This is a genomic window from Bdellovibrionota bacterium, from assembly GCA_035292885.1.
Lineage (GTDB): Bacteria > Bdellovibrionota_G > JALEGL01 > JALEGL01 > DATDPG01 > DATDPG01.
In genome coordinates this window covers 1-13,112 of sequence record DATDPG010000098.1, presented here as the reverse complement: position 1 = coordinate 13,112, position 13,112 = coordinate 1, and the positions used below count along the sequence as shown (strand labels likewise).

20 protein-coding genes and 1 pseudogene are annotated in these 13,112 nt (G+C 56.7%); 1 reads left to right on the top strand and 20 read right to left on the bottom strand.

Going from position 1 to position 13,112, the window contains the following annotated elements; genetic code table 11:
* Positions 1-106: 106 nt before the first annotated feature.
* From VI895_07820 to VI895_07750, 15 genes and pseudogenes are all read right to left on the bottom strand, one after another.
* Positions 107-556, bottom strand: coding sequence for a multiheme c-type cytochrome (locus tag VI895_07820; GenBank protein ID HLG19705.1), 450 nt, complete (start codon positions 554-556; stop codon positions 107-109).
* Positions 553-1,062, bottom strand: coding sequence for a M17 family peptidase N-terminal domain-containing protein (locus VI895_07815; protein ID HLG19704.1), 510 nt, complete (start codon positions 1,060-1,062; stop codon positions 553-555). The genes VI895_07820 and VI895_07815 overlap by 4 nt, the downstream gene beginning before the upstream one ends.
* Complete coding sequence (gene nusB / locus VI895_07810) at positions 1,059-1,493, bottom strand: transcription antitermination factor NusB (GenBank protein HLG19703.1); 435 nt, start codon at positions 1,491-1,493, stop codon at positions 1,059-1,061. Before nusB ends, VI895_07815 begins: the two co-directional genes overlap by 4 nt.
* Complete coding sequence (gene ribH, locus VI895_07805) at positions 1,486-1,974, bottom strand: 6,7-dimethyl-8-ribityllumazine synthase (protein ID HLG19702.1); 489 nt, start codon at positions 1,972-1,974, stop codon at positions 1,486-1,488. The genes nusB and ribH overlap by 8 nt, the downstream gene beginning before the upstream one ends.
* A complete protein-coding gene (locus VI895_07800) occupies positions 1,975-3,183 on the bottom strand; it encodes a bifunctional 3,4-dihydroxy-2-butanone-4-phosphate synthase/GTP cyclohydrolase II (protein ID HLG19701.1) in 1,209 nt (402 codons plus the stop codon). It abuts the gene before it with no gap.
* A complete protein-coding gene (locus VI895_07795; protein ID HLG19700.1) occupies positions 3,180-3,791 on the bottom strand; it encodes a riboflavin synthase in 612 nt (203 codons plus the stop codon). Before VI895_07795 ends, VI895_07800 begins: the two co-directional genes overlap by 4 nt.
* A gap of 17 nt (positions 3,792-3,808) precedes the next feature.
* Complete coding sequence (gene ribD, locus VI895_07790) at positions 3,809-4,936, bottom strand: bifunctional diaminohydroxyphosphoribosylaminopyrimidine deaminase/5-amino-6-(5-phosphoribosylamino)uracil reductase RibD (GenBank protein ID HLG19699.1); 1,128 nt, start codon at positions 4,934-4,936, stop codon at positions 3,809-3,811.
* 12 nt (positions 4,937-4,948) lie between these two features.
* Positions 4,949-5,458 (bottom strand): FAD-binding oxidoreductase, encoded by a 510-nt coding sequence (locus tag VI895_07785; GenBank protein HLG19698.1) that lies wholly within the window; start codon positions 5,456-5,458, stop codon positions 4,949-4,951.
* Positions 5,459-5,481: 23 nt separating this feature from the next.
* Positions 5,482-5,754 (bottom strand): annotated as a pseudogene (locus tag VI895_07780) (FAD-dependent oxidoreductase).
* An 8-nt stretch (positions 5,755-5,762) separates the two neighbouring features.
* Entirely contained in the window at positions 5,763-7,019 is a 1,257-nt protein-coding gene (gene glyA, locus VI895_07775; GenBank protein ID HLG19697.1) for a serine hydroxymethyltransferase, read from the bottom strand.
* Positions 7,016-7,510, bottom strand: coding sequence for a ribose 5-phosphate isomerase B (gene rpiB / locus VI895_07770; GenBank protein ID HLG19696.1), 495 nt, complete (start codon positions 7,508-7,510; stop codon positions 7,016-7,018). The genes glyA and rpiB overlap by 4 nt, the downstream gene beginning before the upstream one ends.
* Complete coding sequence (fabF, locus tag VI895_07765; GenBank protein HLG19695.1) at positions 7,507-8,757, bottom strand: beta-ketoacyl-ACP synthase II; 1,251 nt, start codon at positions 8,755-8,757, stop codon at positions 7,507-7,509. The genes rpiB and fabF overlap by 4 nt, the downstream gene beginning before the upstream one ends.
* A 27-nt stretch (positions 8,758-8,784) precedes the next feature.
* On the bottom strand, positions 8,785-9,018 hold the full coding sequence (gene acpP / locus VI895_07760; GenBank protein ID HLG19694.1) for an acyl carrier protein: 234 nt from the start codon (positions 9,016-9,018) through the stop codon (positions 8,785-8,787).
* Positions 9,019-9,033: 15 nt separating this feature from the next.
* Complete coding sequence (locus tag VI895_07755) at positions 9,034-9,204, bottom strand: SDR family oxidoreductase (protein HLG19693.1); 171 nt, start codon at positions 9,202-9,204, stop codon at positions 9,034-9,036.
* 5 nt (positions 9,205-9,209) lie between these two features.
* On the bottom strand, positions 9,210-9,653 hold the full coding sequence (locus VI895_07750; protein ID HLG19692.1) for a MaoC/PaaZ C-terminal domain-containing protein: 444 nt from the start codon (positions 9,651-9,653) through the stop codon (positions 9,210-9,212).
* Between the two features lie 106 nt (positions 9,654-9,759).
* On the opposite strand from VI895_07750, the gene fabG reads away from it, so the two are divergent.
* Entirely contained in the window at positions 9,760-10,503 is a 744-nt protein-coding gene (gene fabG, locus VI895_07745; protein ID HLG19691.1) for a 3-oxoacyl-[acyl-carrier-protein] reductase, read from the top strand.
* Positions 10,504-10,507: 4 nt separating this feature from the next.
* Here fabG and VI895_07740 read toward each other — a convergent pair whose 3' ends face one another.
* From VI895_07740 to VI895_07720, 5 genes are all read right to left on the bottom strand, one after another.
* A complete protein-coding gene (locus VI895_07740; protein HLG19690.1) occupies positions 10,508-10,942 on the bottom strand; it encodes a CBS domain-containing protein in 435 nt (144 codons plus the stop codon).
* A gap of 39 nt (positions 10,943-10,981) precedes the next feature.
* Positions 10,982-11,167, bottom strand: coding sequence for a 50S ribosomal protein L32 (rpmF, locus tag VI895_07735; protein HLG19689.1), 186 nt, complete (start codon positions 11,165-11,167; stop codon positions 10,982-10,984).
* Positions 11,168-11,182: 15 nt separating this feature from the next.
* On the bottom strand, positions 11,183-11,680 hold the full coding sequence (locus VI895_07730; protein HLG19688.1) for a DUF177 domain-containing protein: 498 nt from the start codon (positions 11,678-11,680) through the stop codon (positions 11,183-11,185).
* Between the two features lie 65 nt (positions 11,681-11,745).
* Positions 11,746-12,888 carry a hypothetical protein gene (locus VI895_07725; protein ID HLG19687.1) on the bottom strand — a complete coding sequence of 381 codons (1,143 nt, stop codon included), beginning with the start codon at positions 12,886-12,888 and terminating at the stop codon, positions 11,746-11,748.
* Between the two features lie 17 nt (positions 12,889-12,905).
* A partial coding sequence (locus VI895_07720; protein HLG19686.1) for a hypothetical protein occupies positions 12,906-13,112 on the bottom strand: 207 nt, incomplete at its 5' end.

Here is a 13,112-nt window from a genome sequence, read left to right as displayed (position 1 = left end):
GACCTGCTCGGAACTCAGTGATCTCGTGTACTTACAGTATAAACGTTCTTTCCATGCCGGGTCAATAAGGCTTATGAGATCAAGCAGTTAGGAGAAAATTGCGGAGTTACCAATGTTTGATGGCTTGCAGGGCGGTCTCATACGAAAACGCACGCAAGGTCGGCGATCGAACGTCGGTATGGCACTCGCGACATTTCGATTCCGTCATTTTTTCAAGACTCTTCGGTTTTTGTTTCTCTTCCGGATCGTTCGATGTCGCGAGAGTCACGTGTTGGGCGCCGGGGCCGTGACAGGCCTCGCACTGGACGGCTAAAAGGCGATAGCCTTTTAGGTCCTCTCGAACATCTGTCGCATGACAAAAGAGGCAACGGAGTTCTTGTCGCTTTTCCTGGGGGAGCGTTTCGTGTGCTCGGGAGTGAGAGCTGCGATTCCAGATGTCGTACGCCTTTTGATGGCAGATCTTGCACTTGTCGGCGCCCACATATTGTTGCTCTTGCGCCTGGGCGCTCATAACGAACGGAACGAAAAAAGAAAGAGCGAGTAAAAAGCGATTCATGCGTACTGAACGTTCTGGGCGGACGTTTTTGCACTCGGCCGCCTGGCCGGTTTTTCCGCCGGAGGTATCCAATGGAGAAAGAGATCGTGGGGGAGGGAGGCTTGGCCGAAGGCGTCGTACACGGAACGTTCCGTGTCGCCCGGGATCCGTTCATCGTAAGCCGCCGGAAACGCCATGGCGACGTCGATGACTTTCAAGCCGCTTAAAATTTTCCCGAGGCGGTACGCCAAATGGCGAGCCCTTGCGAGAAGAAAATTTTCGGGTTTACCTAAGCCCACGAGAAGAAGACGGCGGGCGGGAAGGCGGTGGCGAAGGGGGATCAACGTAAACTCCTCCTCTTTACCGGTGAGGGTGCCGGAAAGAATCATTCGGGAGAGAAAGCCGTTCAAGCGCCAATCGATGAGGCCGGTCGTTCCGTGCGGCGGACGGTCCGTTTCAAAGAGCGTCGTGATGATGAGGTCGGTTTCCAGATCATCCACTAAGCCGGTGTATCGTTCGCTTCTCATCCTCGACCCGCTGTTGATCGTACACCGTCGCGGACTTCTTTCGAAATTCGATCGAGAATCCCGTTGATGAACGCCGGTGTCCGGGTTTCGCCGTATTTTTTCCCCAGCTCGATCGCCTCGTCGATGGCCACGGCGGTCGGGACGTCCGGCGTGCCGGTCAGCTCGAAGGCCCCGATACGAAGGACATTGCGATCGACTCGCGGCATGCGGGATAGCCGCCAGTGCTCCGAGTGCGATTCGATCAATGCATCCAGGGCGATTTTTTTCGTGACGACTCCCTGAACCAACGTCTTGACAAACTCGAAATCCTCTTCGTTCGATTCGAAATTGGCGCGAAACATGGAGAGCGCTTGTTCGGCCGGCGTCCCCGCCAGATCGATCAAGTAAAGAATCTGAAGTGCCTGCTCCCGCGCCCTCGAACGGCTACTCATGGGAGCGTAGCTCCTGCTTCAGCACCGCCAGTTCCAACGCCGCCCACGCCGCGTCTTCGCCTTTATTTCCATATCTTCCACCCGCTCGAGCCAACGCCTGTTCCAGGGAATCGACCGTGAGGATGCCGAGAGAGACGGCGACGCCGCTGTCTCGGCCGGCCGCCTCAAGTCCTACCGCGACGCTCTGGCAGATGAAGTCAAAATGATAGGTCTCTCCTCGAATCACGCATCCGATCGGAATGACCGCGTCGTACTTCTTCGTTTCGGCGGCAGTCTGAACCGCTTGTGGAAGTTCAAATGCGCCGGGGACCCAAAATAAATCGACCGCACCCTTTTCCAGACCGGCTTCGCGCAAAGCCTTCTGCGCTCCCTCTACCAAACGCGTGGTCACCGGGTCGTTCCATCGGCTGGCCACAATAGCGACTCGCCGAATCTTAAGGCGATAGGAGGCGGGCGCGGTATGTCGACCCGCGGGTTGCACTTAGTTCACGACCTGAAGGATGTGACCGAGTCTTCGCTGTTTCGTCCGAAGATACCGGAGATTCGTCGCGTTCGGCTCGATCTCGATCGGAACCCGTTCCACGACATCCAGGCCGTACCCTTCGAGTCCGACGATTTTTCGAGGATTGTTCGTCAACAACCTCATCTTTCGGACGCCCAACGCTTTCAAAATCTGGGCGCCGACGCCGTATTCGCGAAGGTCGGCTTTGAAACCGAGTTTCTCATTGGCGGTCACCGTGTCGTGGCCTTGGTCCTGCAAAGCATACGCGCGGATCTTGTTCACCAGGCCGATGCCCCTTCCTTCCTGCCGGATATACAGAAGAACGCCGGCTTCGGATTCCGAAATCATCTTTAAGGACGTGTGCAGCTGGTCCCGGCAATCGCAGCGCAGCGATCCTAGGACGTCGCCGGTGAAACACTCCGAATGCACGCGCACGAGAGCCGCGCGGTCGGGGCGGATCTTTCCTCGAACCAGTGCGACGTGGAGAAACCCGTTCACGGCGCTTTCAAAAACCTTCACACGGAAATTCGCGCCGAACAGATTGGGAAGTTTGCTCTCCGCGACGGGGGTCACCAGAGATTCCCGTTGCAGACGGTAGGCGATGATATCGGCGATCGTGACGATCGGAATGTCGAAACGTTTGGACAATTGTTTGAGTTGGGGCATGCGCGCCATCGTGCCGTCACTTTTCATGATTTCACAGATAACCGCCGCGGATTGAAGTTCCGCGAGCCGGGCCAGATCCACCGAGCCTTCGGTCTGACCGCTTCGAACCAGGACGCCTCCGGAACGAGCCCGCAGCGGAAATACATGGCCGGGGCGGACCAAATCGCGCGGCTTGGATTTCGGATCGATGGCCGTGCGGATCGTATGCGCGCGGTCAAAGGCGGAGATCCCGGTCGTAACGCCCTCCCTTGCCTCAATCGATACCGTAAACGCAGTGGAATACTTGGACGTGTTCTGGTCGACCATCTGGGGAAGTTCGAGTTCTTCACACCGTTCTTCGGTAAGTGAAAGACAAATCAACCCGCGGCCATGCTTCGACATGAAATTGATCGCCTCCGGCGTGACTTTCTCCGCCGCCATGGCCAAGTCGCCTTCGTTTTCCCTCTCTTCGTCATCGGCCAGGATCACCATCTTTCCCGCTCGAAACGCTTTCAAGGCCTGTTCGACCCGTTTCAGATTCATACGTTTACCGTCTTCCCTTTCGCCGAGGCTTGAAGCGCCAGATTTCGTTGCACGTACTTGGCGACCAAATCAAATTCCAAGTTCACTCGGTCGCCGGCCTTCCGGTGTTTGAAGTTGGTGATTTCCAGCGTGTGGGGAATGAGCATGACGGAGAAGAGGTCGTCGCGGGTATCATTAACGGTCAAGCTGACGCCGTCGAGAGCCACCGATCCCTTTTCCACAACCCACGGCCTGGCATGCGCCGAATATTGGACCCACCATCGGACATTGGCGGAATCGACCGGTTCCAGTCTAGTGATCGTTCCAACGCCGTCGATATGGCCGGAAACGAGATGGCCGTCGATCGAATCTCCCAAACGCATTCCCCGTTCCAGGTTGAGAACACTTCCTGGAGTAACTTTACCGAAGGAAGTTCGGTCGATCGTTTCAGGGGAGAGGTCGAATTCCAATTGGTCTCTTTCGATTCGGACGATCGTGAGGCAGCAGCCGTTGACCGAAATGCTCTGTCCGATGTGGAGGGATTCTTTCGGCCATGGGCGGGCTAGGCGGAGCTTTCCGCCTTCACAGCTCTGAACGATTCCCGTTGTTTCAATGATCCCGGTAAACATATAACCACCCGATATATTTACAAAAATTGGCGAATCTCTTCCGATAAGACGATCGCCTCCCAATCGGCACCTCGCCTTATAACAGAATGAAATTTCAGGGAAAAGGGTCCCTCCCGAAGGAGGGGAATCGTTTCTTTGCCTTCTTTTTGGGATCCCAGAAACGTTGGCGAGACAAAAAGAATCCACCGATCGATCTGATTTTCGCGGATGAAATGGGAAATCAGTTCGCTCCCCCCTTCAACCAAGATAGCGGTTACACCGATGTCCCCTAGTACTTGAACGATCGCACCGATATCGATCGGATCTTGATTTCGTGTGGCGATGGGAACGACCTCGGCGCCGCGCAGCCGCAGTGCGGAGGAACGTTTATGGCCGTCTTCGGATTTGAGCGTGCTTTCCCGGCAAAAAATCCGAATAGGGCCGCCTTCTTCGGAAAACATTCCAGCCGTAGGAGGGGTGCGGAGATTTCCGTCGACGATCGCCCGGACCGGTCGCCGGCCTCGATAACGGCCCCGAACGGTCAGAAGCGGATCGTCGGAAATGACGGTGTTGGCGCCCACCAAGATCGCCCCCGCTTCCGCTCGGAGACGCATCGTCACGTGATCCGCCACCCGTCCGGTGAGGCGAAGGCGCTGACCCGCGACACCAATTTTTCCGTCCAGCGAAACGGCGACTTTCACGGTCACGAGCGGGCGTTTGTGTGTGATCCAGGTGAAAAAGGGAAGGTTCATCGCCCGCGCCTGCGATTCGCGGCATCCGACGTCGACCGTTATTCCCGCCGCCCGAAGCCGCCCGATTCCTTTGTTTCGTACGATCGGATTTTGATCGACCGTCGCAATTACGACGCGAGAGACACCGCTTTCCAAAATGGGATTAATGCAAGGAGGTGTGCGACCGACATGCGTGCAAGGTTCGAGCGTGACGTACAGCGTTCCGCCGCGCGCCTTTTCCGCAGCTTCCGTGAGAGCGATAACCTCGGCGTGATCTTCGCCCGCCCGATGGTGAAACCCACGACCCGTGAGTTTCCTGCCGGCATCCAATACCACACACCCCACGAGCGGATTGGGCTGCGTCAGCCCCAAGCCTTTGCGGGCTAAAGCAAGCGCATGTCCCATCCAATAGGAGTCTCTTCCTGTGGCCGCCATTGCGGCCTGGTTCTACGCCAGAAACGAAACCGAGTCACCTCGCGCAGAGCCTGAAGCGGGGCTCGTAAAGCGAGACGGGGAGAACGGTTGTTCTTGCGGTTCCGCTCTCGTTCCGCAGATCCATTGCGCGGCCTGGGCGCCCAAGGTGGAATTGACCGCCACACCTTGGCCGCCAAGGGCGGCGATCCAATATAAATTCTGAATCTTGGGATCTCGGCCGGCGACAAATCGACTGTCGGACGCGAACGTTCGCAATCCGGCCCATCTGTGCGTGATCCGAGCTTTGAGCAAGGAGGGACAAATCGCCGCTAATTTTTCCGCAAGCAAAGTTTCCGCAGATGGATCGGTGGAGGGTTCTTCGGCCGGCCAATCGGTTTCATCACAAGGGCTGACCAAAAGGCCTCCGGACTCGGGGCGGAAATAGATTTTTTCCGTAAGGTCCCAAAAAAAAGGCCAAGAGCGGCAGTCATTCGGAATGGGAGAAAGAATAAAAAGGTGGCGCCGCTTGCGGCTGCCAGGCATTTTTCGGCTGTTGCCGAGTCCATCGCAAGAATCGAACCGGCTCGAGATATCCGAAGAGGGATGTCCCATTCCTTTTCCAGGGAGAGAAGAAGCTTGGCGCTTTCGACCTCACAATGGGTCATTAGGGGGTCCGTGGATAGTTGCCGAATCAGCGCGGCGTTTCGACCCGACGCATGCACTCCGGGCGACCAATCCGCTTCGAGGAGCGTGATGTTTACGTTTTGTTCCCGCGAAAGAAAGTATCCCGCCGCGGCTCCCGCGAAGCCGCCGCCGATGATGACCACCCGAAGGGACATAGTCGTTCTTATGCTACGTAAAGATCTTCGTAGATCGGGTACGTGCTGCAAAGGTTCTCGACCCGGGCGCGAACGGTCTTGATCGCGGATTCGTTTTGAGGATCCCCGAGGACTTCGTGAATCCAGTCGCCGATCGACTTCATTTCGAACTCTTCCATTCCGCGCGTCGTCAGCGCGGGCGTTCCGAGGCGGATTCCGCTCGTGACGAAGGGCGATTTGTCGTCAAACGGGACCATGTTCTTGTTTACCGTGATTCCCGCCCGCTCGAGGGCCGCTTCGCCGTCCTTCCCGCTGATATTCCGATTCCGGAGATCGACTAAAAGGAGGTGATTATCCGTACCGTCGCTGGAGAGTTTAAATCCATGTTTCGTCATCTGATCGGCCAACGCCCGGGCGTTCGAAAGGACCTGTTGCGTGTAGGTCTTGAATTCCGGTTTCAACGCTTCGGCCAATGCCACAGCTTTCGCTGCGATGATATGCATGAGCGGTCCTCCCTGAATGCCGGGAAAAATGAGGCTGTTCACTTTCTTGGCGACATCCTCCTGGGCGAAAATCAACCCGCCGCGCGGTCCGCGCAATGTTTTGTGCGTCGTCGTCGTCACGAAGTGGCAGTGCGGAATTGGGTCGGGATGGAGACCCACGGCGACCGGTCCAGCCACATGGGCGATGTCCGCCATGAGATAGGCGCCGACGCTGTCGGCGATCTTTCTGAATCGCTCGAAATCGAGAAGCCGCGGGTACGCGCTGGCGCCGCAAACGATCATCTTGGGCCGTTTTTCCTTGGCCAAGGTCTCGACTTCGTCGTAATCGATCCGGCCGTCTTCCTTCCGCACACCGTACGGAATGATTTCAAAGAGTTTCCCCGAAAAATTCACGGGGCTGCCGTGTGTCAGATGACCTCCGTGGGCGAGATTCATCGAGAGGACGCGATCGCCGGGGGTCAAAACGGAGAGATATACGGCCATGTTGGCCTGCGAACCGGAATGGGGCTGGACATTGGCGTGCGTCGCGCCGAACAATTTCTTCGCTCGTTCAATGGCCAGACTCTCGGCTTCGTCGACGAATTCGCAGCCTCCATAGTACCGCTTTCCCGGATAGCCTTCGGCGTACTTGTTCGTAAGAACGGATCCGGCCGCTTCCAAGACGGCGTAACTGACAAAATTCTCGGACGGGATCATCTCGAGTTGGTTCGATTGACGCCGAGTCTCTTTTTGAATCGCCCGATAAATTTCGGGATCGCTTTGCTGAAGCGGCGTTTTGATCATAACCTTTTCGCCTTTTCAGGCGTCCGGGATCGATCGAGTTCATTCATTTTTTCCACCCGCCGCTCGTGGCGACCCCCTTCGAACGGTTCGGCAAGCCAGGCGTCGAGAATTTGCCGAGCCGTAGGTTCATCCACGACGCGGCCTCCGAGGCAGAGGATGTTTGCGTTGTTGTGCGCCCGGGCCATTTCCGCCATGTAGGGCGTGGCAGCCACGGCCGCGCGGACACCGGGATATTTATTTGCCGTGATCGACATTCCGATCCCCGTGCCGCAAATCAAAATTCCCTGAGCTATTTCCCCAGACGAGATCGGATCCGCCACAAGTTTCGCATAATCAGGGTAATCCACGGACTCAGGCGAATTCGTTCCAAAATCAACCGTGTCGATTCCTTTCGACCGCAGGTATGTCTTCAGCACCTCTTTAAGTTTGTAACCAGCATGATCGGCGGCTATCGCTATCTTGGAAGTCGAACGCTGGGGAGCCGCCTTCATGAGAAACGCCCGAAAGCGAGCGTTCCGTTCGTACCGCCAAATCCGAAGGAGTTCGATAGGGCAATCTTCACCCGCATTTCCTTGGGTTGGTTGGGGACATAGTCGAGATCGCAATTCGGATCGGGCGTTTCGTAGTTGATCGTCGGGGGGAGAACGCCGCGGTGAATCGCGAGGACGGTGTAGACGGCCTCAATTCCTCCGGCGCCGCCAAGAATATGTCCCGTCATCGATTTCGTGGAGCTGACCTTGAGCTTTCGGGCGTGGTCACCGAAGACTTTTTTAATGGCTATCGTCTCATACCAGTCGTTGTATTCGGTCGACGTGCCGTGGGCGTTGATATATCCGACGTCGGAAGGTGAGATTTGAGCGTCTTTCAAAGCCGCCCGCATGCATCGTTGGGCGCCTTCACCCTCAGGCGACGGGGCGGAGATGTGATAGGCATCGGCCGACATTCCGTATCCGATTAACTCGGCATAAATCTTGGCGCCTCGCTTCTTCGCAAACTCCAGCTCCTCCAAAACCACGATCCCGGCTCCCTCGCCGACGACAAAGCCGTCGCGATCCTTGTCGAACGGACGGCTCGCTTTCGTGGGGGCGTCGTTCCGGCGCGAGAGCGCTTTCATGGACGTAAATCCGGCAATACAGAGAGGGGTAATCGTCGATTCCGTTCCTCCGGCCACCATGGCGTCCGCCGCGCCCCGCCGGATAATTTCCGCCGCGTCCCCCACCGAATGCGTGCCGGTGGCGCACGCCGTGACGGTACAGGCATTCGGTCCCTTTAAGTTGTGCGCCATGGAAATCTGTCCCGGTGCGAGGTTGGCGATAAGACGAGGGATGAAAAAGGGTGACACGCGGCGGGGCCCTTTTTCCAGGAGGTCTTTGTGCGTGGCCTCCAGTTCGGGTAAACCACCCAGGCCGGCTCCCACCACCGTTCCGATGCGATCGGCGATTTCGGGCGTGGCCTTCAATCCAGAATCTTCCAGCGCCATCTTGGCCGCGGCCAAGGCGTACTGAATGAAGATGTCCATTTGCTTGATGTCTTTTTTCTCGATGAAGGCTTCCGCGTTAAAGCCTTTCACTTCGGCGGCGATCTTGACGGCGTAGTCGGTCGCGTCGAAACGCGTGATCAGGCCGATCCCGGACTGGCCGGCCAGCAGCGCTTTCCAGTTTTCTTCGACGCCGATGCCGAGCGGCGTAACCAGGCCGAGCCCGGTCACCACGACCCGGCGTGAGTGGTGAGTCGTCATAATCGACACAATCTCCGGAGAAATTGTTTACGTGTGCTCAGAAATGTACTTGATGGCATCGCCGACGGTTTGAATCTTTTCGGCATCTTCATCCGGGATCTCGATGTCGAACTCTTCCTCCATGGCCATGACGAGTTCCACGATATCGAGAGAGTCGGCGCCCAAATCGTTGATGAACGACTTGGAAGCCTCGAGTTCGGCGCCGTCGACGCTCAACTGTTCCGCGATGATTTCCTTCACTCTATTTTCCACTGACATGATTCTCCCTCCGTACGTTTAGAGGTACATTCCTCTGTTAACACCGATGACCTGCCCGGTGATGTTTGAAGCTCGTTCCGAGGCCAGAAACTGAACCACCGAGGCAATCCCCTCCGGTTCCGCCCATCGGGCCAAAGGAATCCCCTTCAGCAAACCGTCCTTCTGCGCGGGAGTCAAGTTGTCTGTCATGCCCGCTATTTGGCCCCGCGCCGCTTCACGAGGAGCGTGAACGTCCCCTTCTGAACCGTCTCTTCGTTCTGGTTTAAGAGGGTCCGCTCCATGATCACGATTCCGCGATCTTCCTTGAGCTCCCGCTTACTTTTGATCGTGTTTACGTAATGGATGGTGTCACCGATGAAAATCGGCTTGGTGAACTTCCATTCCAGCCCCATGAACGCCATCACCAGAGTCGGGGGGGTCGGTGCCTGTAGGCCCGAGGCGATCGAAAGACCGAGCAGGCCGTGAGCGATTCGCTTGCCGAACAGCGTGGTCTTGGCGAACTCTTCGTCGACATGGAGCGGATTGAAATCGCCGCTCATGCCGGCAAACGTGACGATGTCGGCTTCGGTGATCGTCCGCCGGGCCGACGTTACGGTCTGGCCGATCTCAAGGTCTTCGAAATAGAGGGTCTTTTCCATAGTGGAACGGCTTTTACCCGGATCGGGGGAGGGATGCAAACCGGATTTGACAGGGGAGGAAGCTTACATACTATACCCGCCTTTTCGGCGGAGAGGAGAGCGAACCATGGGCCAAGTGGACGGAAAAGTGGCGGTCGTGACCGGTGCAGCTCGGGGAATCGGGCGCGCCATTGCGGAAATTCTGGCGGAAAACGGCGCCGATCTTGGTATCTGTGATCTCAAAGAAGAATGGCTGACCGAAACCGCGGAAGCGGTGAGCCAGTTCGGCCGGAAGGTGAAATGCGTGGCCGCAGACGTGAGCCGTGCGGAGAGCGTGACCCATGCGATCGACGAGATCACCCAGGCGTTCGGCCGGATCGACATTCTCGTCAACAACGCAGGAATCACCAAGGATTCCCTCCTCGTCCGGATGAGCGAGGAGGATTGGGACGCGGTCATCAACGTCAACCTCAAAGGAACGTTTCTTTTCACCAAGGCGGTGGCCCGCCCGATGATGAAGCAACAGGGGGGGAACATCGTGAATATCGCTTCGGTCATCGGCCTGATGGGGAACGCCGGCCAGGCCAACTATGCCGCGTCCAAGGCGGGGGTCATTGCGCTGACCAAGTCGACCGCCAAGGAGCTGGCGTCCCGAAACGTACGGGTGAACGCCGTCGCCCCCGGATTCATTCAGACGAAGATGACCGAGGGGTTGCCCGACGACGTGAAGAAGAAAATGATGGAGGCGATTCCGTTGAAGCGCCTGGGGACACCGCAGGACGTGGCCAAAGCGGTTCTGTTTTTCGCGAGTGAGGCGTCGGGGTACACCACCGGCCAGGTATTGAACGTCGACGGCGGCATGGTGATGTAGGAAGTTACGGTCGTCCGGTGATGTAGCTTTCGAGCTGCTCGATCACGAACTGCTTTTCGGAAATGAGGGCGTGGACGACATCGCCGATCGAAATGATTCCTCTGACCTGATCTCCCTCGATCACCGGGAGATGGCGGATCCGCTCTTCGGTCATGATGGCCATGCACTCCTCGATGGTTCGCTCGGGGGTCACACCGATGACTTTGGACTCCATGATGTCCAGGACCGGGGTTTCGCGTGAGCGTTTCCCTTCCAATATGATCTTCCGGGCGTAGTCCCGCTCCGTGACGATGCCGAGGAGCTTTTTCCCCTCCATGACCAGGACCGAACCGATGTTCTTGTCGGCCATCAGTCCCACCGCTTCGAAAACAGAATCTTTCGGCGAAACCGAGAAAACGTCGTATCCCTTGCCTTTGAGAAGATCTTCGGCCGTCTTCATCGTGGCTCCTTTCCGATAAATGGTTCCACAGGCGGGGCGCTACTCGATCGGAATTTCGACGACTTCTTTGCCCCGATAGTACCCGCAGCTCGAACAAATCCGGTGCATCAGCATCGGCTCCGCGCACTGAGGACACGGACGAATGTGTCCCGGCGGTGTCATTTTATCCTGCGCGCGCCGGCTTGCGACGCGGGATTTGGAGACTTTTCTCTTAGGAACGGGCACGGCAGACCTCCTGATTTAATGTTTCGTCACCCTTACGGCGCACGCATGATCGCCCAGATTTAGGTTCCATCCGCAGCGGGAACACAATCCCAGACAATCCTCTTTACAGAGATATCTCATCGGAAGCGAAAGAAGAACCTGTTCGCGCACGATTTCAGACAGGTCGAGCTGGTCGTTTCGATAGAACACCAACCCCTCTTCCGATTCCTGGTAACTGTCCGCAGCCTTTGTCGAATCGGGGGCGGGGCTGCAGGTCATGGAGAGGTCTGTGAACAGGGGCTGATCAAACGGCTCATCGCATCGCGCACAGGTGGGATGAATCGATGTTTCCGCGGAACCGCTCACATAAACATCCTTTTTGGAAACCTCGAGGCGGAGGTGACAGTCCACGTCTTTGCGGAATGTCTCCTTCAATTCGTCATGAACCGCCATTCTGGAGGTCATGATCGAAGAAGACATTTTAAAATCCACGTCGAGACCATCGGGGGGGATATTTCGTACATAGATGAGCATAGGAAAAGCGACGCAATATATAGATGGGCCGCTCTCTGTCAAGGCAGCCCAACCTGGCAGAACGATTACTTTTTCTCGGGCTTTTTGAGTTCCGTTCTTAGGGCAAAGGTGCTCAACGTCTGGACGTAGAACTTCCCCTTGGCTTCATCCGCGACATCGGTAGCGGTGACATATCGTCGAGCCACAAGGACAAGATATCCGCCCGGTGCAATGGCTCCGGCTTTGTCTCCCGATTTCCATTCGCTGGGGACGACAACGGACGCCTGACCATTGTCGGTCTGGATACAGGTGTATTGAGTTCCTCCGCTGGACGGACTAATCGTCGGAGGGCGAATCTGAACGATGAATTGGCGAGTCACACCCTCGGGCGGTGAGGGGTCGGGGGCCACGGCGATCTCGATCGGTTTCCCGGTTTCGGATGCTTTAATCGCCGGGGTTTCTTTGGCTAAAGAAGCAGGATCAGGTTGGGGGTCCGCCGGGACGTAATAAGGGACCGGGCTCACTTTTTCCCCGAGATCCATCGCCATCGCCGTGATGTTGGCGATTCCGCCGGTCACCGCTTGCACATTTTGTCCGCTCTTAGCCCTTATCTGCAGGCTCGCTCTTCTTTCTTTGATATCGGTCAAATCGTCCAGCTCAATAGGACTCCGGTCGGTACTATACCAACCGGCCAAATCGGTTCCGGGGATCACGAGGTGAGGTCTTGCGGGTGCCAGATCATCGTCCGTGACATCGAATTGTATGATCGCCCGCAAATCTTCCATCTTGTGTGCGCTGGCGAGGTTGGTCGACGCTGCCTGAATCGATCGAGCGCTGGCGTTTCCAAGCATCAGCGGAATTGAGCCTCCAAGATCCTCCAATTGGTCGTTATCCTTCCCTAAGATATTCTTCATAATGAATTGGCGGTCTTCTTTTGAGCGCGCCGCCAGGCCGAGAATCACGGCCGGAATATGGGCATGGGCCTGATCCATCGGCTTCTTCCACATGACCGTTTTTGCTTCCGCCAGGAGCTTGTCTTTTGTGGCGTCTTTAATGAAGTTCACATGGGCGACGCCCCTTGCGTCCGGCAGGGCGAGGTCGCCGTCGCACTCCTTAGACGTGATCATTTCATTCTTGAGCTTTCCGCCTTCCGGAAGGTTCTTAAGATCGGAGCATGCCGTCAACGCCAGCCCCACCGCGATTCCCAGGATTTGAAAGTTTTTCTTCATCACGGTTTCCCGCCCCCTTAGAAGCTGAATTCGACTCCCGTGAACGTCCAGTAGCGTTCGTACGTACTGCTGTAATCGTCACCGTTGTTACCGGTGATATGCGGCCGGAAATAGAATATGTACGTCATGTAGTCGTTGATCGCCTGCGTGACAATGAACGATCCGCGGAGACGAAAGTCCTGGGCGGCATAATCATTCGTGCCGTCACTCACCGCCTTATAGTC

Bases quoted from the DNA above. Each gene is read 5' to 3' on its own strand.
- VI895_07820 (HLG19705.1), bottom strand. From the start codon at position 556: ATGAATCGCTTTTTACTCGCTCTTTCTTTTTTCGTTCCGTTCGTTATG.
- VI895_07815 (HLG19704.1), bottom strand. From the start codon at position 1,062: ATGAGAAGCGAACGATACACCGGCTTAGTGGATGATCTGGAAACCGAC.
- nusB (HLG19703.1), bottom strand. From the start codon at position 1,493: ATGAGTAGCCGTTCGAGGGCGCGGGAGCAGGCACTTCAGATTCTTTAC.
- VI895_07800 (HLG19701.1), bottom strand. From the start codon at position 3,183: ATGAATCTGAAACGGGTCGAACAGGCCTTGAAAGCGTTTCGAGCGGGA.
- VI895_07795 (HLG19700.1), bottom strand. From the start codon at position 3,791: ATGTTTACCGGGATCATTGAAACAACGGGAATCGTTCAGAGCTGTGAA.
- ribD (HLG19699.1), bottom strand. From the start codon at position 4,936: ATGGCGGCCACAGGAAGAGACTCCTATTGGATGGGACATGCGCTTGCT.
- VI895_07785 (HLG19698.1), bottom strand. From the start codon at position 5,458: ATGCCTGGCAGCCGCAAGCGGCGCCACCTTTTTATTCTTTCTCCCATT.
- glyA (HLG19697.1), bottom strand. From the start codon at position 7,019: ATGATCAAAACGCCGCTTCAGCAAAGCGATCCCGAAATTTATCGGGCG.
- rpiB (HLG19696.1), bottom strand. From the start codon at position 7,510: ATGAAGGCGGCTCCCCAGCGTTCGACTTCCAAGATAGCGATAGCCGCC.
- fabF (HLG19695.1), bottom strand. From the start codon at position 8,757: ATGACGACTCACCACTCACGCCGGGTCGTGGTGACCGGGCTCGGCCTG.
- VI895_07755 (HLG19693.1), bottom strand. From the start codon at position 9,204: ATGACAGACAACTTGACTCCCGCGCAGAAGGACGGTTTGCTGAAGGGG.
- VI895_07750 (HLG19692.1), bottom strand. From the start codon at position 9,653: ATGGAAAAGACCCTCTATTTCGAAGACCTTGAGATCGGCCAGACCGTA.
- fabG (HLG19691.1), top strand. From the start codon at position 9,760: ATGGGCCAAGTGGACGGAAAAGTGGCGGTCGTGACCGGTGCAGCTCGG.
- VI895_07740 (HLG19690.1), bottom strand. From the start codon at position 10,942: ATGAAGACGGCCGAAGATCTTCTCAAAGGCAAGGGATACGACGTTTTC.
- VI895_07730 (HLG19688.1), bottom strand. From the start codon at position 11,680: ATGCTCATCTATGTACGAAATATCCCCCCCGATGGTCTCGACGTGGAT.
- VI895_07725 (HLG19687.1), bottom strand. From the start codon at position 12,888: ATGAAGAAAAACTTTCAAATCCTGGGAATCGCGGTGGGGCTGGCGTTG.